Origin of the sequence: Pedobacter steynii (genome assembly GCF_900103665.1) — a bacterium.
GTDB classification, from domain to species: Bacteria; Bacteroidota; Bacteroidia; order Sphingobacteriales; family Sphingobacteriaceae; genus Pedobacter; species Pedobacter steynii.
In genome coordinates, this window is sequence record NZ_FNGY01000011.1 from 77,580 (window position 1) to 98,579 (window position 21,000).

The 21,000-nt window shown below is 40.0% G+C and carries 19 protein-coding genes and 1 tRNA gene; 10 read left to right on the top strand and 10 right to left on the bottom strand.

Annotated features, from left to right (window positions below; genetic code table 11):
* Positions 1–132: 132 nt before the first annotated feature.
* From BLQ87_RS25920 to BLQ87_RS33890, 5 genes are all read right to left on the bottom strand, one after another.
* Positions 133–702 carry a GNAT family N-acetyltransferase gene (locus BLQ87_RS25920; protein WP_074611834.1) on the bottom strand — a complete coding sequence of 190 codons (570 nt, stop codon included), beginning with the start codon at positions 700–702 and terminating at the stop codon, positions 133–135.
* A 275-nt stretch (positions 703–977) separates the two neighbouring features.
* Positions 978–3,029 (bottom strand): conjugal transfer protein MobC, encoded by a 2,052-nt coding sequence (gene mobC, locus BLQ87_RS25925; RefSeq protein WP_074611835.1) that lies wholly within the window; start codon positions 3,027–3,029, stop codon positions 978–980.
* 9 nt (positions 3,030–3,038) lie between these two features.
* A complete protein-coding gene (locus tag BLQ87_RS25930) occupies positions 3,039–4,316 on the bottom strand; it encodes a relaxase/mobilization nuclease domain-containing protein (RefSeq protein WP_074611836.1) in 1,278 nt (425 codons plus the stop codon).
* The gene (mobC, locus tag BLQ87_RS25935) at positions 4,301–4,708 is read right to left on the bottom strand and encodes a plasmid mobilization relaxosome protein MobC (protein ID WP_074611837.1); all 408 of its coding nucleotides are present in this window, start codon (positions 4,706–4,708) and stop codon (positions 4,301–4,303) included. The genes BLQ87_RS25930 and mobC (BLQ87_RS25935) overlap by 16 nt, the downstream gene beginning before the upstream one ends.
* A 193-nt stretch (positions 4,709–4,901) precedes the next feature.
* Complete coding sequence (locus BLQ87_RS33890) at positions 4,902–5,075, bottom strand: hypothetical protein (RefSeq protein WP_172664971.1); 174 nt, start codon at positions 5,073–5,075, stop codon at positions 4,902–4,904.
* A 116-nt stretch (positions 5,076–5,191) separates the two neighbouring features.
* On the opposite strand from BLQ87_RS33890, the gene BLQ87_RS25940 reads away from it, so the two are divergent.
* The 3 genes from BLQ87_RS25940 (at position 5,192) to BLQ87_RS25950 (ending at position 8,636) form a co-directional block, all read left to right on the top strand.
* Positions 5,192–6,658 (top strand): hypothetical protein, encoded by a 1,467-nt coding sequence (locus BLQ87_RS25940; RefSeq protein ID WP_143010552.1) that lies wholly within the window; start codon positions 5,192–5,194, stop codon positions 6,656–6,658.
* Positions 6,659–6,829: 171 nt separating this feature from the next.
* Entirely contained in the window at positions 6,830–7,045 is a 216-nt protein-coding gene (locus BLQ87_RS25945; RefSeq protein WP_074611839.1) for a hypothetical protein, read from the top strand.
* 46 nt (positions 7,046–7,091) lie between these two features.
* The gene (locus BLQ87_RS25950; protein ID WP_074611840.1) at positions 7,092–8,636 is read left to right on the top strand and encodes a recombinase family protein; all 1,545 of its coding nucleotides are present in this window, start codon (positions 7,092–7,094) and stop codon (positions 8,634–8,636) included.
* Here BLQ87_RS25950 and BLQ87_RS25955 read toward each other — a convergent pair.
* From BLQ87_RS25955 to BLQ87_RS25965, 3 genes are all read right to left on the bottom strand, one after another.
* Positions 8,626–8,699 (bottom strand) — tRNA-Arg (locus BLQ87_RS25955). The two genes, BLQ87_RS25950 and BLQ87_RS25955, sit on opposite strands and share 11 nt — an antisense overlap.
* Positions 8,700–8,808: 109 nt before the next feature.
* A complete protein-coding gene (locus BLQ87_RS25960) occupies positions 8,809–9,273 on the bottom strand; it encodes a redoxin domain-containing protein (RefSeq protein ID WP_074611841.1) in 465 nt (154 codons plus the stop codon).
* Positions 9,274–9,285: 12 nt separating this feature from the next.
* The gene (locus tag BLQ87_RS25965; RefSeq protein ID WP_074611842.1) at positions 9,286–10,191 is read right to left on the bottom strand and encodes an SDR family oxidoreductase; all 906 of its coding nucleotides are present in this window, start codon (positions 10,189–10,191) and stop codon (positions 9,286–9,288) included.
* 240 nt (positions 10,192–10,431) lie between these two features.
* Between BLQ87_RS25965 and atpD the strand changes: the two genes are divergently transcribed.
* Positions 10,432–11,937: a F0F1 ATP synthase subunit beta gene (gene atpD, locus BLQ87_RS25975; RefSeq protein ID WP_074611844.1), complete on the top strand. Its 1,506-nt coding sequence runs from the start codon at positions 10,432–10,434 to the stop codon at positions 11,935–11,937.
* A gap of 22 nt (positions 11,938–11,959) precedes the next feature.
* Positions 11,960–12,202 (top strand): ATP synthase F1 subunit epsilon, encoded by a 243-nt coding sequence (atpC, locus tag BLQ87_RS25980; RefSeq protein WP_074611845.1) that lies wholly within the window; start codon positions 11,960–11,962, stop codon positions 12,200–12,202.
* Between the two features lie 64 nt (positions 12,203–12,266).
* Here atpC and BLQ87_RS25985 read toward each other — a convergent pair whose 3' ends face one another.
* Entirely contained in the window at positions 12,267–12,890 is a 624-nt protein-coding gene (locus BLQ87_RS25985) for a hypothetical protein (RefSeq protein ID WP_074611846.1), read from the bottom strand.
* A gap of 59 nt (positions 12,891–12,949) precedes the next feature.
* Positions 12,950–13,654 (bottom strand): LytR/AlgR family response regulator transcription factor, encoded by a 705-nt coding sequence (locus BLQ87_RS25990; RefSeq protein WP_074611847.1) that lies wholly within the window; start codon positions 13,652–13,654, stop codon positions 12,950–12,952.
* A gap of 790 nt (positions 13,655–14,444) precedes the next feature.
* On the opposite strand from BLQ87_RS25990, the gene BLQ87_RS25995 reads away from it, so the two are divergent.
* From BLQ87_RS25995 to ilvC, 5 genes are all read left to right on the top strand, one after another.
* Entirely contained in the window at positions 14,445–15,335 is an 891-nt protein-coding gene (locus BLQ87_RS25995; protein WP_074611848.1) for a branched-chain amino acid transaminase, read from the top strand.
* 1 nt (position 15,336) lies between these two features.
* Positions 15,337–17,034 carry a dihydroxy-acid dehydratase gene (gene ilvD / locus BLQ87_RS26000; protein ID WP_074611849.1) on the top strand — a complete coding sequence of 566 codons (1,698 nt, stop codon included), beginning with the start codon at positions 15,337–15,339 and terminating at the stop codon, positions 17,032–17,034.
* A gap of 33 nt (positions 17,035–17,067) precedes the next feature.
* Entirely contained in the window at positions 17,068–18,807 is a 1,740-nt protein-coding gene (ilvB, locus tag BLQ87_RS26005) for a biosynthetic-type acetolactate synthase large subunit (protein WP_074611850.1), read from the top strand.
* 10 nt (positions 18,808–18,817) lie between these two features.
* A complete protein-coding gene (gene ilvN / locus BLQ87_RS26010) occupies positions 18,818–19,429 on the top strand; it encodes an acetolactate synthase small subunit (RefSeq protein WP_074611851.1) in 612 nt (203 codons plus the stop codon).
* Between the two features lie 76 nt (positions 19,430–19,505).
* Positions 19,506–20,987 (top strand): ketol-acid reductoisomerase, encoded by a 1,482-nt coding sequence (gene ilvC / locus BLQ87_RS26015; RefSeq protein ID WP_074611852.1) that lies wholly within the window; start codon positions 19,506–19,508, stop codon positions 20,985–20,987.
* Positions 20,988–21,000 lie beyond the last annotated feature (13 nt).

The following is a 21,000-nucleotide window of genomic DNA, read 5'->3' on the forward strand; positions in this document are numbered from 1 at the left end:
ATAAGATCAAATTTGTACGCCAAACATCATCAGTTCGATGATCAGAAAAATAAGAGTCAACAAGTGCATTTCGGAGCCGAAAACCAGCATAACGAGCAGTTAATTAGGAATGACATTTTGATTAGTTAGCAATTAATATTTAAGAAAATATAGTCTGTAGCCTACATCCTCATCTGTATAGACTGATAATCCATTTGCAACATAGAATGGCAGATTACGCTCAGTTGAAGTCTCTAAAATCAATTGACGTTTCATTTCAACGCTATCTTTTATTAACTCAGACATTAGATGGCTACCGATGCCCTGGGATTGGAATGAGATATCAACTGCCACAAACCACACATAATATTTTAACCTTTCAGCGCGTTGAGCTTTAGCGACTATAGATTCTTTCTTCAGAATTTTTAAGACATTAAATAGCCCAACGACGGACAAAACCAATTTGACATTTCTTAAAATTGATTTACAAGTCGTCTTCTTTTTTTCAGGATAGAGAACAAGGGCACATGCTTTCATATCTTCAGAAATATAGACAACGCCGAAATCCATACATTCATCAAAGGCATATTCCATCAACCGGTCTATCCGTTGATTACGACCTGCACGACTACCCACTAAGTAACTAACACTCTTATTTTCTGAGAATGAACCACTTAAAATCCTAATTACTTCTTTCCTATCAGAATATGTAGCTCTTTTCATATTTACAAACGGTTATTTCATCTTAAACTAAGCCTAAGAGCTAGTAAACATATGGTTTTTAAAATGTGTCAATTTATTAACCCATTATTATTATTAAACGATTAATTTAACGTTATTATTACCCATACAAAGGATATTGATTAATATTTAAACAAAAAAAATACTTTAGTTATTTTTCATATAATAATAAAGAAAAATATAAACACACAAAAACCTGAGCGATTATTTTATATCCTTAAATTCTTATATCAATCATCTTATGCATTAAAGAAGAATCACATGGACATTGGCTTTTGCTGTTTTTGACTTCCTCTTTTTTTTGTTAGAGGAACTGATTTACGGATGTCGCGTCTTTTAACGTTGCGCTTAGCTATTTCTATTGGTGCATCTTTTTGTAGATCTTTTAATTCATCTTGCACCAATCTTTGAATATCACTTTTTATCTTGTAGTAGTTCTCTTGCAAATCATCATGACTTACCCTTCTAATAACAGGTATTTGCACATAAGCCGCCTCTTCCTTTGCAATGGCCTCATGGTCATTCTGAAGCTCCGCATGGAACATTTTCAGCCTAATCTTCTCATTTGGACTATCTGCAACTATACCAACAAATTCCCCAGAGGATAAAGTCGCTATCTTTGAGGCAGGGATGGCATAATCTAGCTGCGTAGATTTTGAGATAGAGGTTTCACTGCTATTTATACTCAGGCTCTCCCTATCCTGCAGGATTTTTCCAAAGGTTTCAGATAGCTTTTTTGCACTTTCACCTGTAACTTGACCACTAATGATATTACCGGAAATTCCTGCTATGATTTCTGCAAACTCAGCTCCATACTCCTTCTTCATTTGCTCAATAGACTGGATTCCGAGCGTACAACTTATTAAATTTGATCTGCCTGTACTGATCGTGCTAACGATCCCCGTTGCCACTAAAGTAGGGAACTCATCAAAGATCAGGCTGGACTTCATTTTACCTTTCTTGTTAACCAGCTTCAATAACCTGCTAACGTATAAAGACAGTACAGCTCCGTAGGTTTCTATCTTTTGGGGATTATTGCCCATACACACAACTTTAGGGGCCTCAGGATTATTGATATCCAAAGTAAAATCATTACCGGAAAGTACGTAATACAATTGCGGGGATGACAACCTCGCCAGTCCAATCTTTGCACTGGCTATCTGACCTTCCAGTTGTGCCATTGCGTTGTTCCTGTAGGCTGAAATAAAAGGATTGATCAATGCTTTTATTTCTTCTTCCTGCTGCAATAAAGCAAACAAAGGATCATAATCGATCATCATCAGTTCTATGACATGAGGTAAAGTGCAATATTTGCCATTCTTATATTTACGCAGGTACCAGATAATGGCCGTTAAAAAGTTAATCGGACTTTCCACAAAGAAATCCCCGGTCTTTTTTAACCATTCCTTATTTAAACCGAGCATGATTGTCCTGCTTGATTCGGTAGCATCGGTGATATCCTCCATACTTTCTGGGTCAAGCGGGTTGCAACGATGTTTGGGATGCTCCAGATCAATGACATAGAATTCCGGTTTAACTTTATAGTTCTTATGGTATTTAAGCAATTTGTTATAAGCCATTTTACTTAGATCGTCAAACTTGAAATCATATAATAGCATAGAGAAACCCTTTTTAAGGTGCTGGTCTATAATGTGCCGGATCACAAAATAGGTCTTACCCGCACCTGCCGAACCTGAAACTAAAATGCTCCTGAATGGATTAACACAATTGACCCATCCGTTTCTGACTTTGCCTTTCAGCTTATATTTCGTAGGCAGGTTAATTGAATATTCATTTTCTAAAAGCCTTTCTTCCTGCGGAAAGGTTTCATTCTCAGAATTGAATACATCCTTACCTAAATTGAGCTTAATCAACCTTGATAACCAGTTTCCTCCGGAAAGGATCAGCAAATAACCTATACCAGTTAAGCCAATATACAGGCCAGCTATGAGGGGTATGCTCCCTTGCAGATAAAGCACCAGCAGGCTAAGGAAATATACGGATAGCCCACTTAAGATGTGAACGACTATGCTGTTCTTCTGGATTTTCTCATTCTTTTTGCCTTTTGCGCCTAATAAGGATATGCACAAAAACAATAAGGCGGCCAGTTTGGGTTTGAGCCAGCCGTTAAATAAACCCGTCTTTGCGATATTGCTGACCATACGGTCTGTGATCTCTGCTGTAAAACCCCAATGCTGAAAAGCTTTATAGCAGAGGATATAAAAATGAATGACTAATATGGCTATACTGATTAATCTGGTTAGATCAATGATCTTGCGCAAGCCTTGCGCATCTTCTCCGGTATTCATAGAATAATTTTATAAGGTGAGTTCCTGATTGATCTGTTGATTGCGTTTCTTACGCTTTTTCCTTTTACGCGGCATTCCAGTAACGTATTCTGGTCGTGATGTCTCCAATAACTTTTCTAGGAAATGGGTAGGGTTAGGTAATTTTAAATAGGTATCTGATGCGGATTCGGCTTTCTGTTCCCTTCGCAATGCGAGGCGCAATGTTGATTTCTTTTCAGGATTAATCTGCTTGCTGACTTTGCTAAACTTTTCTGTAATGGCCTTTGCACTGTAATCTTTCCCCAAATCGCTGCCGTTGAATACTACCTTGTTCCGGTGGTCTATAAATGTGGTCCCGAAAACGAAACCCTGTTCATTTTCCCGGAATGCGACATGAATTCCAAGTTTGCCAGCTTCTTCCTCAAATCTTGATCTGGTAATATTGCTGTATTTGCCGAATACCTGATCTATCCGCTGTTTAAGATTTACCTTATACTGCTTTCGCTTTTCGGCGTTCCCTTCAAACTTCTGCTCTAAATTTCGCAGTGTCGGTTTGCTGTAAAATGAACTGGCCTTTACCGGAACACCAACAGAAATACCCTTTGCATCCAGTAAAGAGAACATAAGTCCTTTGTTTTCATACATAGGCGTATGTTCCGCACCACGCAGTGCCGTTACATTAAAGCATTTCAGAACGGCATTGTATTCCGCCAGTGAAGTAAACTTGTAATCTCTGGTGACCGCGGTAATGACGTTACTGATTGCCCGTTTCGTGGGTATTTTGCCATACTTTACTTTTTGAGGATCAGCCTTTATAATCCCTGAATTTTGTTTAATCATTTTTGATTCTGCTTTAACCAGATTGTATTCTTCCTCAATTGCCTTCCTTGCTTCCTCGGATTTCAGTGCATTGTTGTGCAGATCAATACGTTTCCCCTGGGCGGTGATATTTGTCGTTACGATATGTACATGCATATGGGCGGCATCATCATGGCGGTAAACCAGAAAAGGCTGGTCATCATAGCCCATCTTTTCCATATAGCTGTTTGCGATCTGTTGTAACTCGGAATTATCAAGATTTTCACTGGAATGGAAGTTCAGGGAAATGTGAACGGCATTTGTTTTTACGTTGGGATTTAATTCCAGTAAATGCTGGAAACGATTCAGTTTCTGGTTAAAATTCATTTGCTCAATTTCTCCGGCAAAGCCGCTTGCCATAATCAGGTTAGCTTCACCTTCATTCACCTTGTTTTCATTGTAATGCAGTGCGCCACGAATGCTTTTTCCTGCGTTTATTTTTGCAACCATTTGTCAGCGAGTTTAGAAATGAGGGTTAACAGTTCATCTACTTTCTTATCCACTTTTTTATACTGGTTGGCCACTTTTAATACATAAAATGCCCGGTGTGTTTCTGCTTTATCCTGATTGAAGCTGCGGGTGATCTGGTTGATATTGATACCAATTGCCTTTAACTCCTTACGGATCAAGGCCAGTTCCTCCATAGTGGCATTCAAGGTCATGTCTTTATAGAAAAGCGTAATCTTTTCCTGGCTCAATAATTTCCTGGCAACACCACCAACAGAATGACAATCACTGTTCAGCCGGATCTTATCCAGCCGCATATAAACCTTTTCTGTTACCCTTGTCCGTACAAAACGGGTCAGCAGTTCATCAGGATTGGGTGATTTCTTTCTTGGCATGGTAGTGTCTTTATAGGAGTTAAAAAGAGGCAAGTTCCGCAGCCGCTTTAAGCCAACTGGTAAGCGGCGAAAAGGGTTTTCGTGGACGAAAATATATCTTTGCTTAGACCACGCGGGCTACAGGAGGCTCCTTACAGCAGTGCTTTTAAACGCTTGTTAATTGTTGAACTAAGTTTGAATGATTATGGGAATGTTATTGTTCGATTTTGTCGGGTGTCCGGTTTGGCCAGAACTGTTCCAATGGGACGAAACTCCTTAACAGTTGCCGGATTTTCTGACGGGGCGATTGTTTCACCATTTTGAATTTCAGGTGCGGGCTGCCGTTAAACTTGCGGCCTTTTACATTGGGGTCTTTGTATCTGCTCATGGCTATCTAAATTTTGATAGCTCAAAGTTGAAAAGCTTGAAAATGAGTTGGTCACTAGTAGTGATAAATAAGCATTTTAGCACTAACTACAAAGTTATTAACCTAATATGCTCTACATGACACATAAAACCTTAAACACGACTATTGAAGCGATTGATGCAATAAAAGAATCTCAAACTCTAAAACTAGAGACAGAACATTACCTATTAAAAAATTATGATATATCGATTGATAAAGTAGAAAAAGGCTATTCAGCAAAAATTCTTTTTAAACCCTTTAGCGGTTACAGTTCTAGCCAAATGCATTTTATTGAATTTCCTAAACCTATAAAATTATCCAGTGAAAAAAGCACCTATTTTATTCCTGAAAATTCAATTCACTTGAATCAGCACTTTACGGATTTTAACAATGACGACCCAACTATTGAAATAACCGGGAGTATAGACAAACTCTCAACTGCTGAAGATGATTCAAATTTTGATGGAAAGTATTTAAGACTTGTAGTTCCAGTTATTTCGAGTCAAGGTAAACTCCGTAATGTTCGAGGATGGAGCTACAAGACCGACTTACCTGCAAAAGATGGAAATCTTATAAAAGTTATTATTAATAATTCTGAATATCATTTTTTTGAATTTCAGATTGATAAAAATTCATATCTGGTGATTGATACTACAAGCATATGTAATACACAGATATTTAAGAACGTCAGCCACGCCATTTTACTTGCACTGGGTTTTCTTTATGGTAATGTTTATTTGGATGAAGGATTTATCTTATCCTCCGAGACAGCCGAATTTACTCAAATAAGTGATATAAGCTTTTCGACTTATCGCGAATCCATGATGACAGGGTACAGAATTCATACTACAAATGCATACTCTGTTTACAATATGACAGGTAAGGATGAAATTGAGATAGAAGCAAAAGAAGTCGAGGTCAAAAAGTGGATTAATGATATCGTAGCGATTGAAGAGCCAATATTTAGTGGTCTTTGCGAATTATTTTATAATAATGAACCGATATCCCGCGCAGTTATAGTTACACTCCAAGGAAATCTGCTAGCGTTGGAAATAAAGGGGTCGGCATATAGTCTTGCACTTGAAGCAATAACAGCTGTTCTTATGGGAGAAAATGATGAAAAGAGACCCAAACCAGTTACAAAGGAAGTATTCAAAGAACTGAAGGATAAATTTCTTGGAACCTTAGATGAGATACTGCCTCCAGACGCCGGAAATGAAACTGCTCGAAAGATTTTTAAAAGCCGTATAGAAAACTTAAACAGCCCTACTAATGCAGACAAGCTTCAAAAATCATTCGATTTAATAAACTATAAGCTAAACGATTATGAACAATCCGCTTTAAGAGCGAGAGATAAATTCCAACATGGAGAACTCCCTGTTTCTGACAATTCCGATGATATAGTATTTCAAGAAGTTTATTTCATGACTTTAATTATGCATAGGCTGATTTATACATTGATTTTAAAGCGTATTGGCTATAGTGGCTACATTATTAATTATCCACAACTTCATTCCAATATAACCCGTAGGAATTTAGGTGAAGAGCTGTTTTATAAACTATAGTAGAGTTATTATTAAAACATGTTTATACTACTAACCATAAATTTTATTTAAGCTTACTCGTCATTAGTAGTGATGAATTTATTTTAGCCATCTTTTTTAAAAGTTTATTCATCACTACTAGTGACCAAGCTATTTTTAAGCACTTCATGTTTGCATTCCAATCTGCAAAACATGAGAGACATAAGAACTACCGGAAAACGTACCATAACCCCTCAAAAAGTTATTAAAATTCTCGAAGAAAATGGGACAATAGTTAACAATACTGAAGCCGAACTAATTTTGGATTTCATGTATAAATTCGCTAATTTATCAGTTAAACAGATAATTAGAAAGGATTCCGGCGAAAATAACCCAGACGTCAGGACACCGAGAAAGCTGTTCAAATAACTGATTTATTAACCAATATTAACATGAAAATGAAAGGAGAAATTTAATGAAAAAAGCATGTTTATACATCAGGGTGAGTACTGATGAGCAGGCAGACAAGGGCTTTTCCCAGCGGGATCAGGCCGAACGTTTACAAACCTACTGTTTAAGGAATCATATAGAGGTTACCAAGATCATCTTTGAGGATTATTCGGCCAAAACTTTTAACCGCCCCGAATGGAACAAACTACTAGCCGAAATGAAGCGGTCAAAAGGCAAAGACTTCGATTATATCATGTTCACCAAATGGGATCGGTTCAGCAGAAATACAGCTGATGCTTACCAGATGATCCGCATCCTCAATTTAGATTACTTTGTTGAGCCAGTTGCCATTGAACAGCCTTTGGATGTAGAGGTGCCTGAAAGTAAGACGATCCTAGCCGTTTATCTTTCCATGCCTGAAGTGGAAAATGACCGAAGGGCATTGAATGTGAAATATGGCATGAGAAGGGCAAAAAAAGAAGGTAGATGGATGGGGCGCGCACCAGCAGGCTATAAGAACAAAACTACCGAAGATGGTAAAAAATATATTGCCATATATGAACCTGAAGCCAGTTACATGAAATGGGCGTTTGAACAGTTAGCCGAAGGTACTTTTGCAACTGAACATGTTTGGATGAAGGCAAAGGAAATGGGTTTAAAGTGCGGGCGCAGCAGTTTTTGGGATTACATCCGAAATCCTGGTTATTGTGGGAAAATTAGAATTCCAGCGTTTAAAGACGAGGAAGCAAGGCTTGTGGACGGGCAGCATGAACCGTTGATTTCTGAAAGCTTGTTTTATAAAGTTCAGGATGTATTGGAAGGTAGAAAGCGCCAGTTCAAGCAGAAACAGGGCAACAAGGCCGTTTCTCCACGTTCTTTAGCATTACGAGGCTTCCTGATTTGCCCTAAATGTGGTGAGGTACTTACGGGCAGTGCATCCAGAGGACGCAAACATTATTATCATTACTATCACTGTAAAGCAGGTTGCCCTAGATTCCGGGCGGATATGACCAATATCTTGTTTGAGCGTGTACTTAAGCAGTTTGTACCCAGGCCAGGAATGGCGGAATTATTTATTTCTGTGGTTTCTGACGCTTATTTTGAAAATCGAGCATCAAAGGCAGACCGTTCCCGAACCATAGAAATTATTAAGGAACAAAATAACCGCATGAATAAGTCGATAGAATTGTTAATCAATGATGTCATTAGTGGAACTGAGTACCAGAATATCAAAAAAGACTGCGAGGAGAAGATCGAAAGGGCTAAAGCAGCGCTGCAAGAGCTGACTGAGCGGGATTCAGAGGAACTTGATATAGAAAATCTGGCAACCTTAGCGACATCTAACCTTAAAAAACTGACTCAGTTTTACTCAGAGGCCGATTCTGACGTCAAAAGATCAATAACTGGTTCGATTTTTCTTGAAAAATGGGTTTTTGACGGTGAAAATCATCGAACCACTAAAATGAATAAAGCGGCTCAGCTTATCTATCACATTAACAAGAAGTTAAGGCATAAAAAAACCGGAGCAAATTTTCTTGAAAAAATTGACTCCGGTAAAGTGCACTTGTAGGGATTCGAACCCCAAACCTTCTCATCCGTAGTGAGATGCTCTATCCAATTGAGCTACAAATGCATTTCCGTTTTCGTTGTTTCGGTAACGGACTGCAAAAGTAGTGTTTGAAATTGATTTTACAAATTTTATTTAAAAAAAAATCTACATTTTCAATCAGACAAACGCCCTCTTATGCTTCTATGGAACGCTTAATCGCATCAAAGTCAGGCATATTACCTGCTTCTTCCAACACTTCTGAGTGAATAATTTTTCCTTCTTCATCAATTACAAAAGCCGATCTTTTGGAGATTCCTTTCATATTGAAAGCAAATTCTTCGTATAAAGCGCCGAATGCACCAGATGCTTCTTTGTTAAAATCAGACAACAAAGGGAACTGGTAGCTTTGTTCTTCTTTGAATTTAGCCAATGTAAACGGAGAATCTACAGAGATACCAACCACATCCGCATTCATTCCCTGATAATAGCCAAAGCTATCTCTCATCGTACAAAGCTGTGCAGTACACACCCCTGTAAAGGCTAATGGGAAGAAATGAACAACCAGTTTTCTACCTTTATAATCAGATAGTGCTACTTCTTTCAGGTCTGAGCTGAATAATTTAAAATCCGGGGCTTGATCGCCAACTTGTAATGCCATAATATATATAATTTATTTATCCTTTAACTGTTCGTCCAATATCGCTAATCCTTCCTGAAAACTGCGGGGCTGATAACCAAGATCACGAATTGTTTTATTTAAGATGAATCCTGTTCTTACCGGGCGTTTTGCACTCTGGTTTAAAGTTGCTGCGCTGATCTCTTTGATCAGGCTTTTATCCAGGTTCCAGTAATCTGCAACCTTCCCAACCAGTTCAGAAATACTCATCATATCTTTCCCCGAAGCATTATAAACACCTTGCGCATTCTTAGATACCGCAAGTAAGCAGCAATCAGCAAGATCTTCTGCCAGGGTTGGCATCCGCCACTGGTCATTCACGACATTAATAGGCTCGCCTTTTTCCAAAGCACCTTTTGCCCATAATACAATATTACTGCGGCTCATGTCACTTACAATACCATATACAATGATCGTTCTCAGGATTGCCCATTTTCCACCTGCAGCAATAATCGCATTTTCGGCTGCTAACTTCGTTTGTCCGTAATAACTCAAAGGACATGCCGGGGCAACCTCATCATACGGTCCGTTTGCACCATCAAAAATAAAGTCTGTAGACAAGTGAATCAGCTGTACATCGAATTGTTTACAGACCTGAATTAAGGTCTCCACAGCAGCTACGTTTAACTCATGTGCCAGCTCTTTTTGCGACTCACAAGTATCCACATTTGTCATTGCTGCCGTATGAATGATCGCATCCGGTTTATATTTCGCTACAACTTCGGTCACATTTGCCGGATTCAGGATGTCCATTTCAGCATAAACATATCCTTCTTTAACAGGGAAACGATTCTCTCCTCTGGAGGTCGCGATCAGGTTAAAATCTTTTGTTGCCAGGACACGTTCAGTGATCTTTTGCCCTGTAAGGCCGTTACTTCCAGTTACTAATATGGTTTTCATCAATTATTTTTTCTTTTTAACAACGAAAGAACCAGACAAAAAAACTCGCTTTTTACTACTAAAAAGCCGCTGTCTGAAGCCCGTTTTATACCCGCTAAATTATTCATTTAAAAACTGTGGAAAAACTTTTTATTTATATATGCAATTTATGTTGGAAAATCTTAACTTTGCAAACCGAATTGTGGGCTTACAAAACGGCCTTTAACAAATTGATATTTATAATTTTACCCAAAACAATATATGCCTAACATTGGAAAAATAGCGCAGATTATAGGACCGGTAGTTGACGTGAGTTTTGCTGACGATGCTCATTTACCTCAAATTTTCTCTGCATTAGAGATTGAAAAAGAAAACGGACAGAAGATCGTTTTAGAAGTTCAACAACATCTTGGTGAAGACCGCGTACGTGCAATTGCAATGGACTCGACCGATGGTTTAGTTCGTGGCATGAAAGCATTAGATACTGGTGCGCCTATCAAAATGCCTGTTGGTGATCAGATTAAAGGTCGTCTATTCAATGTTGTTGGTGAGGCTATCGACGGTATCAACGCAGTTGATAAAACCGGCGGAAGACCAATCCACAATGCTCCTCCTAAATTCGACGAGCTATCAACTGAATCAGAGGTACTATTTACAGGTATCAAAGTAATCGACTTATTAGAGCCTTATGCTAAAGGTGGTAAAATCGGTTTGTTCGGTGGTGCGGGTGTAGGTAAAACGGTATTGATCATGGAATTGGTAAACAACATCGCGAAAGCGTATGCTGGTTTATCAGTATTTGCCGGTGTAGGTGAGCGTACTCGTGAAGGTAATGACCTTTTACGTGAGTTTATCGAATCTGGTGTAATCAACTATGGCGAAGAGTTCCTTCATTCAATGGAAAAAGGTGGATGGGATCTAAGCAAGGTTGACACAGAGAAACTAAAAGAATCTAAAGCAACATTGGTATTCGGTCAGATGAATGAGCCTCCTGGAGCACGTGCTCGTGTGGCTTTATCTGGACTAACCGTTGCTGAATACTTCCGTGATGGTGATGGCGAAGGCGCTGGAAAAGACATCCTTTTCTTCGTTGATAACATCTTCCGTTTCACTCAGGCAGGTTCTGAAGTATCGGCACTTTTAGGTCGTATGCCTTCTGCGGTAGGTTACCAACCAACTTTGGCAACAGAGATGGGTTTAATGCAGGAACGTATTACTTCAACTAAACGTGGATCAATTACATCTGTTCAGGCGGTTTATGTACCTGCAGATGATTTAACGGATCCGGCTCCGGCTACAACGTTTGCCCACTTAGATGCAACAACAGTATTGTCACGTAAAATTTCTGAGCTAGGTATTTATCCTGCGGTGGATCCATTGGATTCAACTTCAAGAATCTTATCTCCGGCGATCTTAGGTGATGAGCACTATAACACTGCTCAACGCGTAAAAGAAATCTTACAACGTTATAAAGAACTTCAGGATATCATCGCGATTCTTGGTATGGACGAGTTATCTGAAGAGGATAAATTAATCGTTCACCGTGCGCGTCGTGTTCAACGTTTCTTATCTCAACCATTCCACGTAGCTGAGCAATTTACAGGCTTAAAAGGTGTACTTGTTGACATTAAAGATACCATCAAAGCATTTAACATGATTATGGATGGTGAAGTTGATGAATATCCAGAGGCTGCATTTAACTTAGTAGGTGGTATCGAAGATGCAATCGAAAAAGGTAAGAAACTATTAGCTGAAGCAAACGCTTAATTAAAGCGCTTATACTTTGAATATGACACTAGAAATATTAACACCAGATAAAAAAGTCTTTGAAGGCGAAGTAACCGCGGTTACGGTACCAGGTACCATGGGTTCTTTTCAAATTTTGAAAGACCATGCGCCTATTATCTCCACCTTAGAAGATGGACCAGTAATTATCAAAAGCAAAAACGGCGAAGAGACCTTTGTAATTAAAGGTGGTGTGGTTGAGGTTTTGAAAAACAAAATTATTGTCCTGGCCGAAGGAGTAGCTTAATATTTAAAGCATAATATATTAAAAGGATGTCTGCAGAGACATCCTTTTTTTTTGCCTTATGAAATCACTTCTTCATTAGAGAGCGCTGAATCCCAAACTCCCAGCGGTTAATTTTGCCGCTCTTACCATCAGAAATATTCTCGAAACGTTCTATCCCTTTATTCATCCGGATGTACAATCGTGTAGAACCACTTACTTTGACTTCCGCATCCAGGGCCAATGACATGAAATTCTTAAATGCCTGCTGATCATCAGTTATCCTGTATTTATACCGGTTGGTATGGAAATTCCATTGCGGCCCTGCTCCGATACGCAGAAAAGGCATGGGGTTGACCTGGAAAAGCAAGGGCACCGACCAATAGCCCATCCCTTTCATGCCTGTCTTCAAGCCGTCGACAGCGACTATATTTTGTACCCGGGTTCGGGTATACAAAACTTCTGTCTGTAAACTGAGGAATGGCAATGGATCTAAATTCAGATAAAGCCCGAGCTGATAACTGATGCGGTTCTTATCAGAAAAATTGGGATTACTCCTCACATCAGTAGTGACACCGCCAAATTTATAGCCGATGTCTACCTGGGCCAGAGCAGAGGAATTACAAATGGTTACAAACGCTAAAATCGCCGGCTTCTTTTTCAACAGGTCTAAGACCTTCTTAAGTTTAATGTTTAATTCAATGTATATCATATATAGGTGTAACTATATTTTATATACAACTGAAAACCGGATAGGGACTAGTGCTGCGACTACTTTATTCTATCCATGAAAGCATTTTTGTAAGTAATACCTATTGGAATAGCGCCATGTACATTTTTCAAACGGACCACATTCCCTTCTATCATCTGAATTCCGGAGATCCGGATGATATAGGAATTATGCACACGGACAAACTGTGCCATGGGAAGCAGCGATTCCAGATCCTTCATATTCATGAGTGCCTGCACGAGTTCTCCATTTTTATAGATCCCCACGTAATTCCGCATCCCCTCCACATAATCAATCTCATCGAAGTTGATCTTGATCAGCTTTCCTTTTTGCTCGGTCTTCACGAAAAGATAATCCTTTCGCTCCTCCTCTACTTTTACCTTGTCTAAACCAGCTATTAGCGTCATTGCCTTCTGGGCACTTTTTAGAAATCGTGGAAAGATGATCGGTTTAAGCAGAAAATCAATAACATCATGCTCAAAACCTTCCATTGCAAATTTACTATATGCGGTGGTAAAGACCACATGATGCTTCCCTCGTAACGCCCTCGTAAATTCCAGTCCCGACAATTCAGGCATTTCAATGTCGGAAAAGATCAGGTCTACCTCCGCTGTATTCAGAAATGCCAATGCCTCCAGCGGATCTGTCGAACTGTAAGTCAATTCCAAAAATGGAACGCGTTTAATGTAAGACACAAGGAGGTCTACAGCATGCTGTTCATCGTCTAGCACTAAACATCTAATCATACACAAGAAGGTTATTTATTTTCCAGGTAAGCTCCATCCCCTATTGAATGTACTTCATCCGGCTCCACTATAAACATTAGTCGTATTATATTTCGTTTTGTTACGCCCAGAAGGCATATTTTCTTAAATAACATGAAATCGATACCGGGAATCGTCAAATCGATGTAGAAAATAATTGCCCTATAACCAATTCCTATAAATTTACTTTAAGACTAACCATCAGTAATAAAGTTCATTCAGAAAAAAGATCCCCCTTAATAATTTCCCAATAGCCCTGCTTCAGCGAATACCCCCAGCTGATAACAGGGCTTTTTTTATGTCCGTTATTCTTACAAAATTTACCAATTTTTTCGGGGTTTTCCACATTTCAGGAAGAAAATCACTAAAATTACAATGCTTGCATAATACCCATACCGAATACCGATTTCATATTCGGTATAGTAGCAGCCAATTAAAGATATTAAAAACACAAATTATCAAGAATAATATTTGTATATTGTAAAAAATAAAAGAATAATATTTTTTTTCAATTATTTTTAGCTGGCTATTGGAAGTGTAGAAGCCAAAGCCTAAATTGGATTTACAAAGCAACAACAAATAAAGAACAAAATGAACCTTATTAGCACCGCCTTAATTATTGTCATTATTAATGTGATTCTTCTGCTGATTACTCAGAGGGATAAGGCGCTGTAAATGAATATTTAATAAAAAAATATACGCAAGCGCCCCCCAAAAGTGGCGCTTTTTTAATGAACCAATAAAAAGAACAAAACATCAATCTACAACCAAAATGAAATACCATAATTCAAATACAGTGTTATACTTAGACGGCAAGTTCCAGAAAGCCGCCAACACAACTGCCGATATCTACGGGCAATCGCTCCATTATGGCTACGCTGTATTTGAAGGGATCAGGGCATATCATACCCATAACGGAACCCGCATATTTAAGATCAGAGAGCATTTCGAAAGGTTAAAAAAATCTGCAGAACTGGTAAATATGCCTTTTCCATGGGATATCAACAACCTGATCAAACAAACCTATAAACTACTGGAATTAAACAATTTAAAAGACGCATACATCCGCCCATTGGTATATGCTGCGCCAAATATGCAATTGGTTGCCGCAACCGATGTTTCCATCATGATCTGTGCCTGGGAATGGGGAGCCTACCTTGGAAATCAGCAATTAAAAGTTTGCATTTCCAGCTATGAGCGTCCAAATCCAAAATCGACACCTATAGAAGCTAAAGTAAGTGGTAATTACGTGAATTCTATCTTAGCCACTACAGAGGCAAAACGCAAAGGATTTGATGAAGCCTTATTGTTAGACATGAACGGCAATATCGCGGAAGCGCCTGGAGCAAATATTTTTATTGAGAAAAACGGAAGGTTATACACCCCTCCTCTTGGCAATATCCTGGCTGGAATCACCCGTGCTACAGTCATCGAATTATGCCGCATACTGGACATCGAACTGGTAGAAAAGCACCTGACGGTAAAAGACCTGAAACATGCAGACAGCGCTTTCTTCTGTGGAACAGCTACAGAGATTGCAGGCATCGCTTCTGTCGACGAATATCAGTTCCCAATCCGTTGGAACGACAGTGTTGGTGCCACAATACAACGCACTTATAAATGTTTGGTTTTAGAAAAGCAAAATTACGAAGTAATCATATAATATGTCACAATCACCAGAAATAAACCGCTACAGTAAAGTATTCACGCAGGACCCAACCCAGCCTGCAGCACAAGCCATGCTATATGGAATTGGTCTGACCAAGGAAGATATGGACAAAGCACAGGTCGGTGTTGCCAGTATGGGATACGATGGAAATACCTGCAACATGCACCTCAATGATTTAGCAAAAATTGTTAAAGACGGGGTCTGGGATAACGGAATGGTCGGTTTAACCTTCAGCACCATCGGCGTAAGCGATGGCATGTCAAACGGAACAGATGGAATGCGCTACTCACTGGTTTCCAGAGATGTAATTGCCGATTCTATTGAAACGATTTGTGGCGGACAATATTACGATGGCGTAATTGCTTTGCCAGGTTGTGATAAAAACATGCCGGGTTCTATCATGGCAATGGGCCGCTTAAACCGCCCGTCGATCATGGTATATGGTGGAAGTATCCACTCCGGAAAGTATAAAGGAAAATCATTAAATATCGTATCTGCTTTTGAAGCCCTTGGCGAGAAACTGGCAGGTACCTTAAATGAAGAAGATTATCAGGGCATCATTCGCCACACTTGTCCGGGAGCCGGCGCATGTGGAGGAATGTATACCGCAAATACCATGGCTTCGGCAATCGAAGCATTGGGCATGAGTTTGCCATACAGTTCTTCTTATCCTGCATTGAGCGAGGAAAAAAGAAAAGAATGTTTAGATGCGGGTAAAGCCATCCGTGTTTTATTGGAAAGAAATATCCTTCCTTCAGACATCATGACCGAAAAAGCATTCCACAATGCGATTGTAACGGTAATGGTTTTAGGAGGTTCTACGAATGCAGTGTTGCACTTAATCGCAATGGCGAAATCAGTAGGATTAACCTTAAAATTAGCAGATTTCCAGGCGGTGAGCGACAGTACTCCTGTATTGGCGGATTTGAAACCAAGCGGACAGTATCTGATGGAAGATGTTCATGAAATCGGTGGTGTTCCGGCGGTATTAAAATATCTGTTGAAAGTAGGCTTAATTCATGGCGACTGCTTAACAGTAACCGGAAAAACACTGGCTGAAAATGTAGCAGATGCTGCTGATCTTGATTTTGATGCACAGAAAGTAATTCTTCCGGTAACCAACCCGGTAAAAGCGACAGGTCACTTACAAATGTTATATGGCAACATCGCCGAAAAAGGTGCGGTAGCCAAAATCAGTGGTAAAGAAGGAGAAAGATTTGAAGGTCCGGCAAGGGTCTTTGAGGGAGAAAAATCATTGATCGCCGGAATCCAGAGTGGAAAGGTAAAAAAAGGAGATGTAGTAGTGATCAGACAGGTAGGCCCTAAAGGAGCACCGGGAATGCCGGAAATGCTAAAACCAACTTCGGCCATTATTGGTGCAGGATTGGGAAAATCGGTAGCCTTGATTACCGACGGACGTTTCTCCGGAGGTACACATGGTTTCGTAGTAGGACACATCACTCCTGAAGCATGGGACGGTGGAAATATCGCTTTTGTACATGACAACGATACGATCATCATTGATGCGGTAAACAACACTTTACACCTGGACATTACTGAAGAAGAAATGGAAAAACGTAAAGCGGTTTGGAAACAGTTGCCACCACCAGTCAAAGGCGGCGTCCTTTATAAATACCTGAAACAGGTAAGCGATGCCAGTGAGGGCTGCGTTACCGACGCCTACACTCACTAATTAACCGAAACCCCTATACCTAAAAATAAAACAATGAACACTGCACAAGAGGAAGCAACAACCTTAACGGAACCAAAGAAAACAGTAAATGTTTCCGGTTCTGTAGCTTTATTGGAAGGATTAATAGCTGAAGGCACGGATACCATTTTTGGTTATCCTGGTGGCGCCATCATGCCTATTTACGATGCGATATACGATTATAAAGACAAGTTAAAACATATTTTAGTACGTCATGAACAAGGCGGCACACATGCCGGACAAGGTTATGCACGTACTTCCGGCAAAGTCGGCGTCGTATTCGCTACGAGTGGCCCCGGAGCCACCAACCTGGTAACAGGTTTAGCAGACGCACAGATCGACAGTACACCTATGGTTTGCATCACCGGACAGGTATATGCACACCTTTTAGGAACGGATGCTTTCCAGGAAACGGATGTAATTAACATTACTACTCCGGTAACGAAATGGAATTACCAGATCACTGATGCAACGGAAATTCCGAGTGTATTGGCGAAAGCTTTTTACATCGCCCGCAGCGGCAGACCAGGCCCGGTATTGATCGACATCACCAAAAACGCACAATTGCAAATGTTCGATTATGAAGGTTATGTACCTTGTGATCACGTTCGCAGTTACCGCCCGAGACCAAATATCCGTAAGGAGTATATCGAACAAGCCGCTGCGCTGATCAATTCTGCAAAAAAACCTTTCATCCTTTTCGGACAAGGGGTTTCTTTAGGAAATGCAGAGCAGGAATTTAAAGCTTTTGTAGAAAAAACCGGAATTCCGGCAGCATGGACCATTATGGGTGCCGGTGCAATTCCTACAGATCACCCTTTAAATGTGGGGATGTTAGGGATGCATGGTAACTATGGTCCAAACGTGCAAACCAATGCCTGTGATGTACTGATTGCGATAGGAATGCGTTTCGACGACCGTGTAACGGGACGTTTAGATAAATATGCAAAACAAGCCAAAGTAATCCACCTGGATATTGATCCTGCAGAGATCGATAAAAACGTAAAAGCAGAAGTTCCGGTATGGGGCGATTGTAAGCAAACCCTTCCTCTTCTGACTGCTTTAGTGGATCAGAAAGAACATAAAGAATGGTTGGCGGAGTTCAGGGCTTTCGACAAAACAGAATTGGAAACAGTCATTCATAATGAGTTAAACCCGCAAAGCGGAGAATTGACCATGGGTGAGGTGATCAACCAGTTAAATATCCTGACCAAAGGTGAAGCGATCATCGTAACCGATGTGGGTCAGCATCAGATGGTAGCTTGTCGTTATGCGAAGTTTAACCACACCAGAAGTAACATTACGAGCGGTGGTTTAGGCACAATGGGCTTCGGCTTACCTGCAGCGATTGGTGCTAAATTTGGCGCGCCAGACCGTACCGTAGTTGCTGTAATCGGCGACGGTGGTTTCCAGATGACGCTTCAGGAATTGGGTACGATCATGCAAAGTGGAATTGACGTGAAGATCATGATCCTGAACAACAGGTTCCTGGGTATGGTTCGCCAATGGCAGCAATTGTTCCATGAGAAACGCTACTCTTTCGTAGACATTACCAGTCCTGATTTCGTGAAACTTGCCGATTCTTATTATATCGCAGGTAAAAAGGTTTCTGAACGTGAAGATCTGGTGAGCTCATTAGAAGAAATGTTAAACCACAAAGGTTCCTTCCTTTTAGAGATAATGGTAGCCAAAGAACACAATGTATTCCCAATGGTTCCGCAAGGAAGCAGTGTAAGTGAAATCAGACTTAAATAATTAGCAGATCATGAGCAGTTCTCAAGAAATAAACGAAAAACAGGAATTTACGATAACGGTATACACGGAAAATCAAATCGGATTACTGAACCGTATTGCCATTATTTTTTCAAGAAGAAAAATCAATATAGATACCTTAAACACTTCGCCATCGGAGATTGAACACATTCACCGTTTCAACATCGTGATTCACGAAACGGAAGAAGTAGTGCGTAAACTTTCCCGTCAGATTGAAAAGCAGGTAGAGGTATTGAAAGTATATTTTAACACCAATGAAGACATTATCTGGCAGGAAATGGCGCTTTATAAAGTGCCTACCGATACGATCGCCGAACTGGTATCTGTTGAACGTCTGTTGCGTGAAAATGGCGCAAGAGCGGTAGTGATCCGTAAAGATTACACCGTGTTTGAAACCACAGGTCACCGCGAAGAAACGGACAAACTGATCGAAGTATTACAACCTTACGGGCTGATAGAATTTGTCAGAAGTGCGAGAGTAGCGATCATCAAGGACAGCGAAGGCTTTAACCGCAAACTCAGAGAATTCGAACGCAGAGAGCCGGGACAGGAAGTGATTGAAAACGAATTCCTTGATAAAGAGAAAAACGTATTCAGTATGTAATTCGAAAAGGCCGAAAGCCTTTCTATAAATAAATATTAAACAAAAAATTAGAACCTATAAATAACCATTAAAAACGATGTCAAACTATTTTAACACACTACCTCTTAGAGAAAAATTAAACCAATTGGGTGTATGCGATTTCATGGACAGCTCTGAATTCCTGGACGGCGTAAATGCCCTTAAAGGAAAAAAGCTGGTGATTATCGGTTGCGGTGCACAAGGACTGAACCAGGGTTTAAATTTAAGAGATAGCGGTTTAGATGTTTCTTATACTTTGCGTAAAGAAGCGATTGAAGGTAAAAGAGATTCCTGGAAAAATGCGACTGAGAATAACTTTACAGTAGGTACTTATGAAGAGTTGATCCCTACAGCCGATGTATTGATTAACCTTACTCCTGATAAACAACATACTTCAGTAGTTACTGCAGTAATGCCTTTGATGAAACAAGGTGCTACATTGTCTTACTCACATGGTTTCAACATCGTGGAAGAAGGCATGCAGGTGCGTAAAGACATTACCGTAATCATGGTAGCGCCTAAATGCCCGGGTAGCGAAGTAAGAGCAGAATATGTACGCGGTTTTGGTGTACCTACGCTAATTGCAGTTCACCCTGAGAACGATCCTCAAGGAAAAGGTTTAGATCAGGCTAAAGCCTATTGCGTAGGAACAGGTGGCCATAAAGCAGGTGTTTTAAAATCATCTTTCGTGGCTGAAGTAAAATCAGATTTAATGGGCGAACAAACGATCCTTTGCGGATTGTTGCAAACAGGATCTATCCTTTCATTTGATAAAATGATTGAAAAAGGAATTGATGCTGGTTACGCTTCTAAATTGGTTCAATATGGTGTTGAAGTGATCACTGAAGCCTTGAAACAAGGTGGTATCACTGCCATGATGGACAGATTGAGCAATGTGGCTAAAATCAAAGCATTTGAAGTTTCTGAAGAATTGAAAACGATCATGCGTCCTTTATTCCAAAAACATCAGGATGACATCATGAGCGGTGAGTTTAGCCGTGTGATGATGGAAGACTGGGCTGCTGGTGATAAAAATCTATTGGCATGGCGTGCGGCTACCGGCGAAACTGCTTTTGAGAAAACTCCTGCTGGCAATGTTAAAATTGGCGAACAGGAATATTTTGACAATGCATTATTAATGGTTGCTTTTGTAAGAGCAGGTGTGGAACTGGCTTTTGAGACCATGGTAGAAGCTGGAATTAAACCGGAATCTGCTTATTACGAGTCACTACACGAAACTCCGTTAATTGCAAACACGATTGCCCGTAAAAAATTATTCGAAATGAACAGGGTGATTTCTGATACTGCAGAATACGGTTGTTACTTATTTGACCATGCTTGTAAACCACTCCTGGCAGATTTCATGACTAAAGTTGATACTGACCTGATCGGTAAAAACTTCAACGACGGTAAAGATGGTGCTGTGGACAACAGAGCATTGATTTCTGTAAATGAAGTGATCCGCTCACATCAGGTGGAAGTTGTAGGTGCTGAATTAAGAAAGGCAATGACTGCAATGAAATCTATTAAAACTGCCTAATCATAAAATTAAA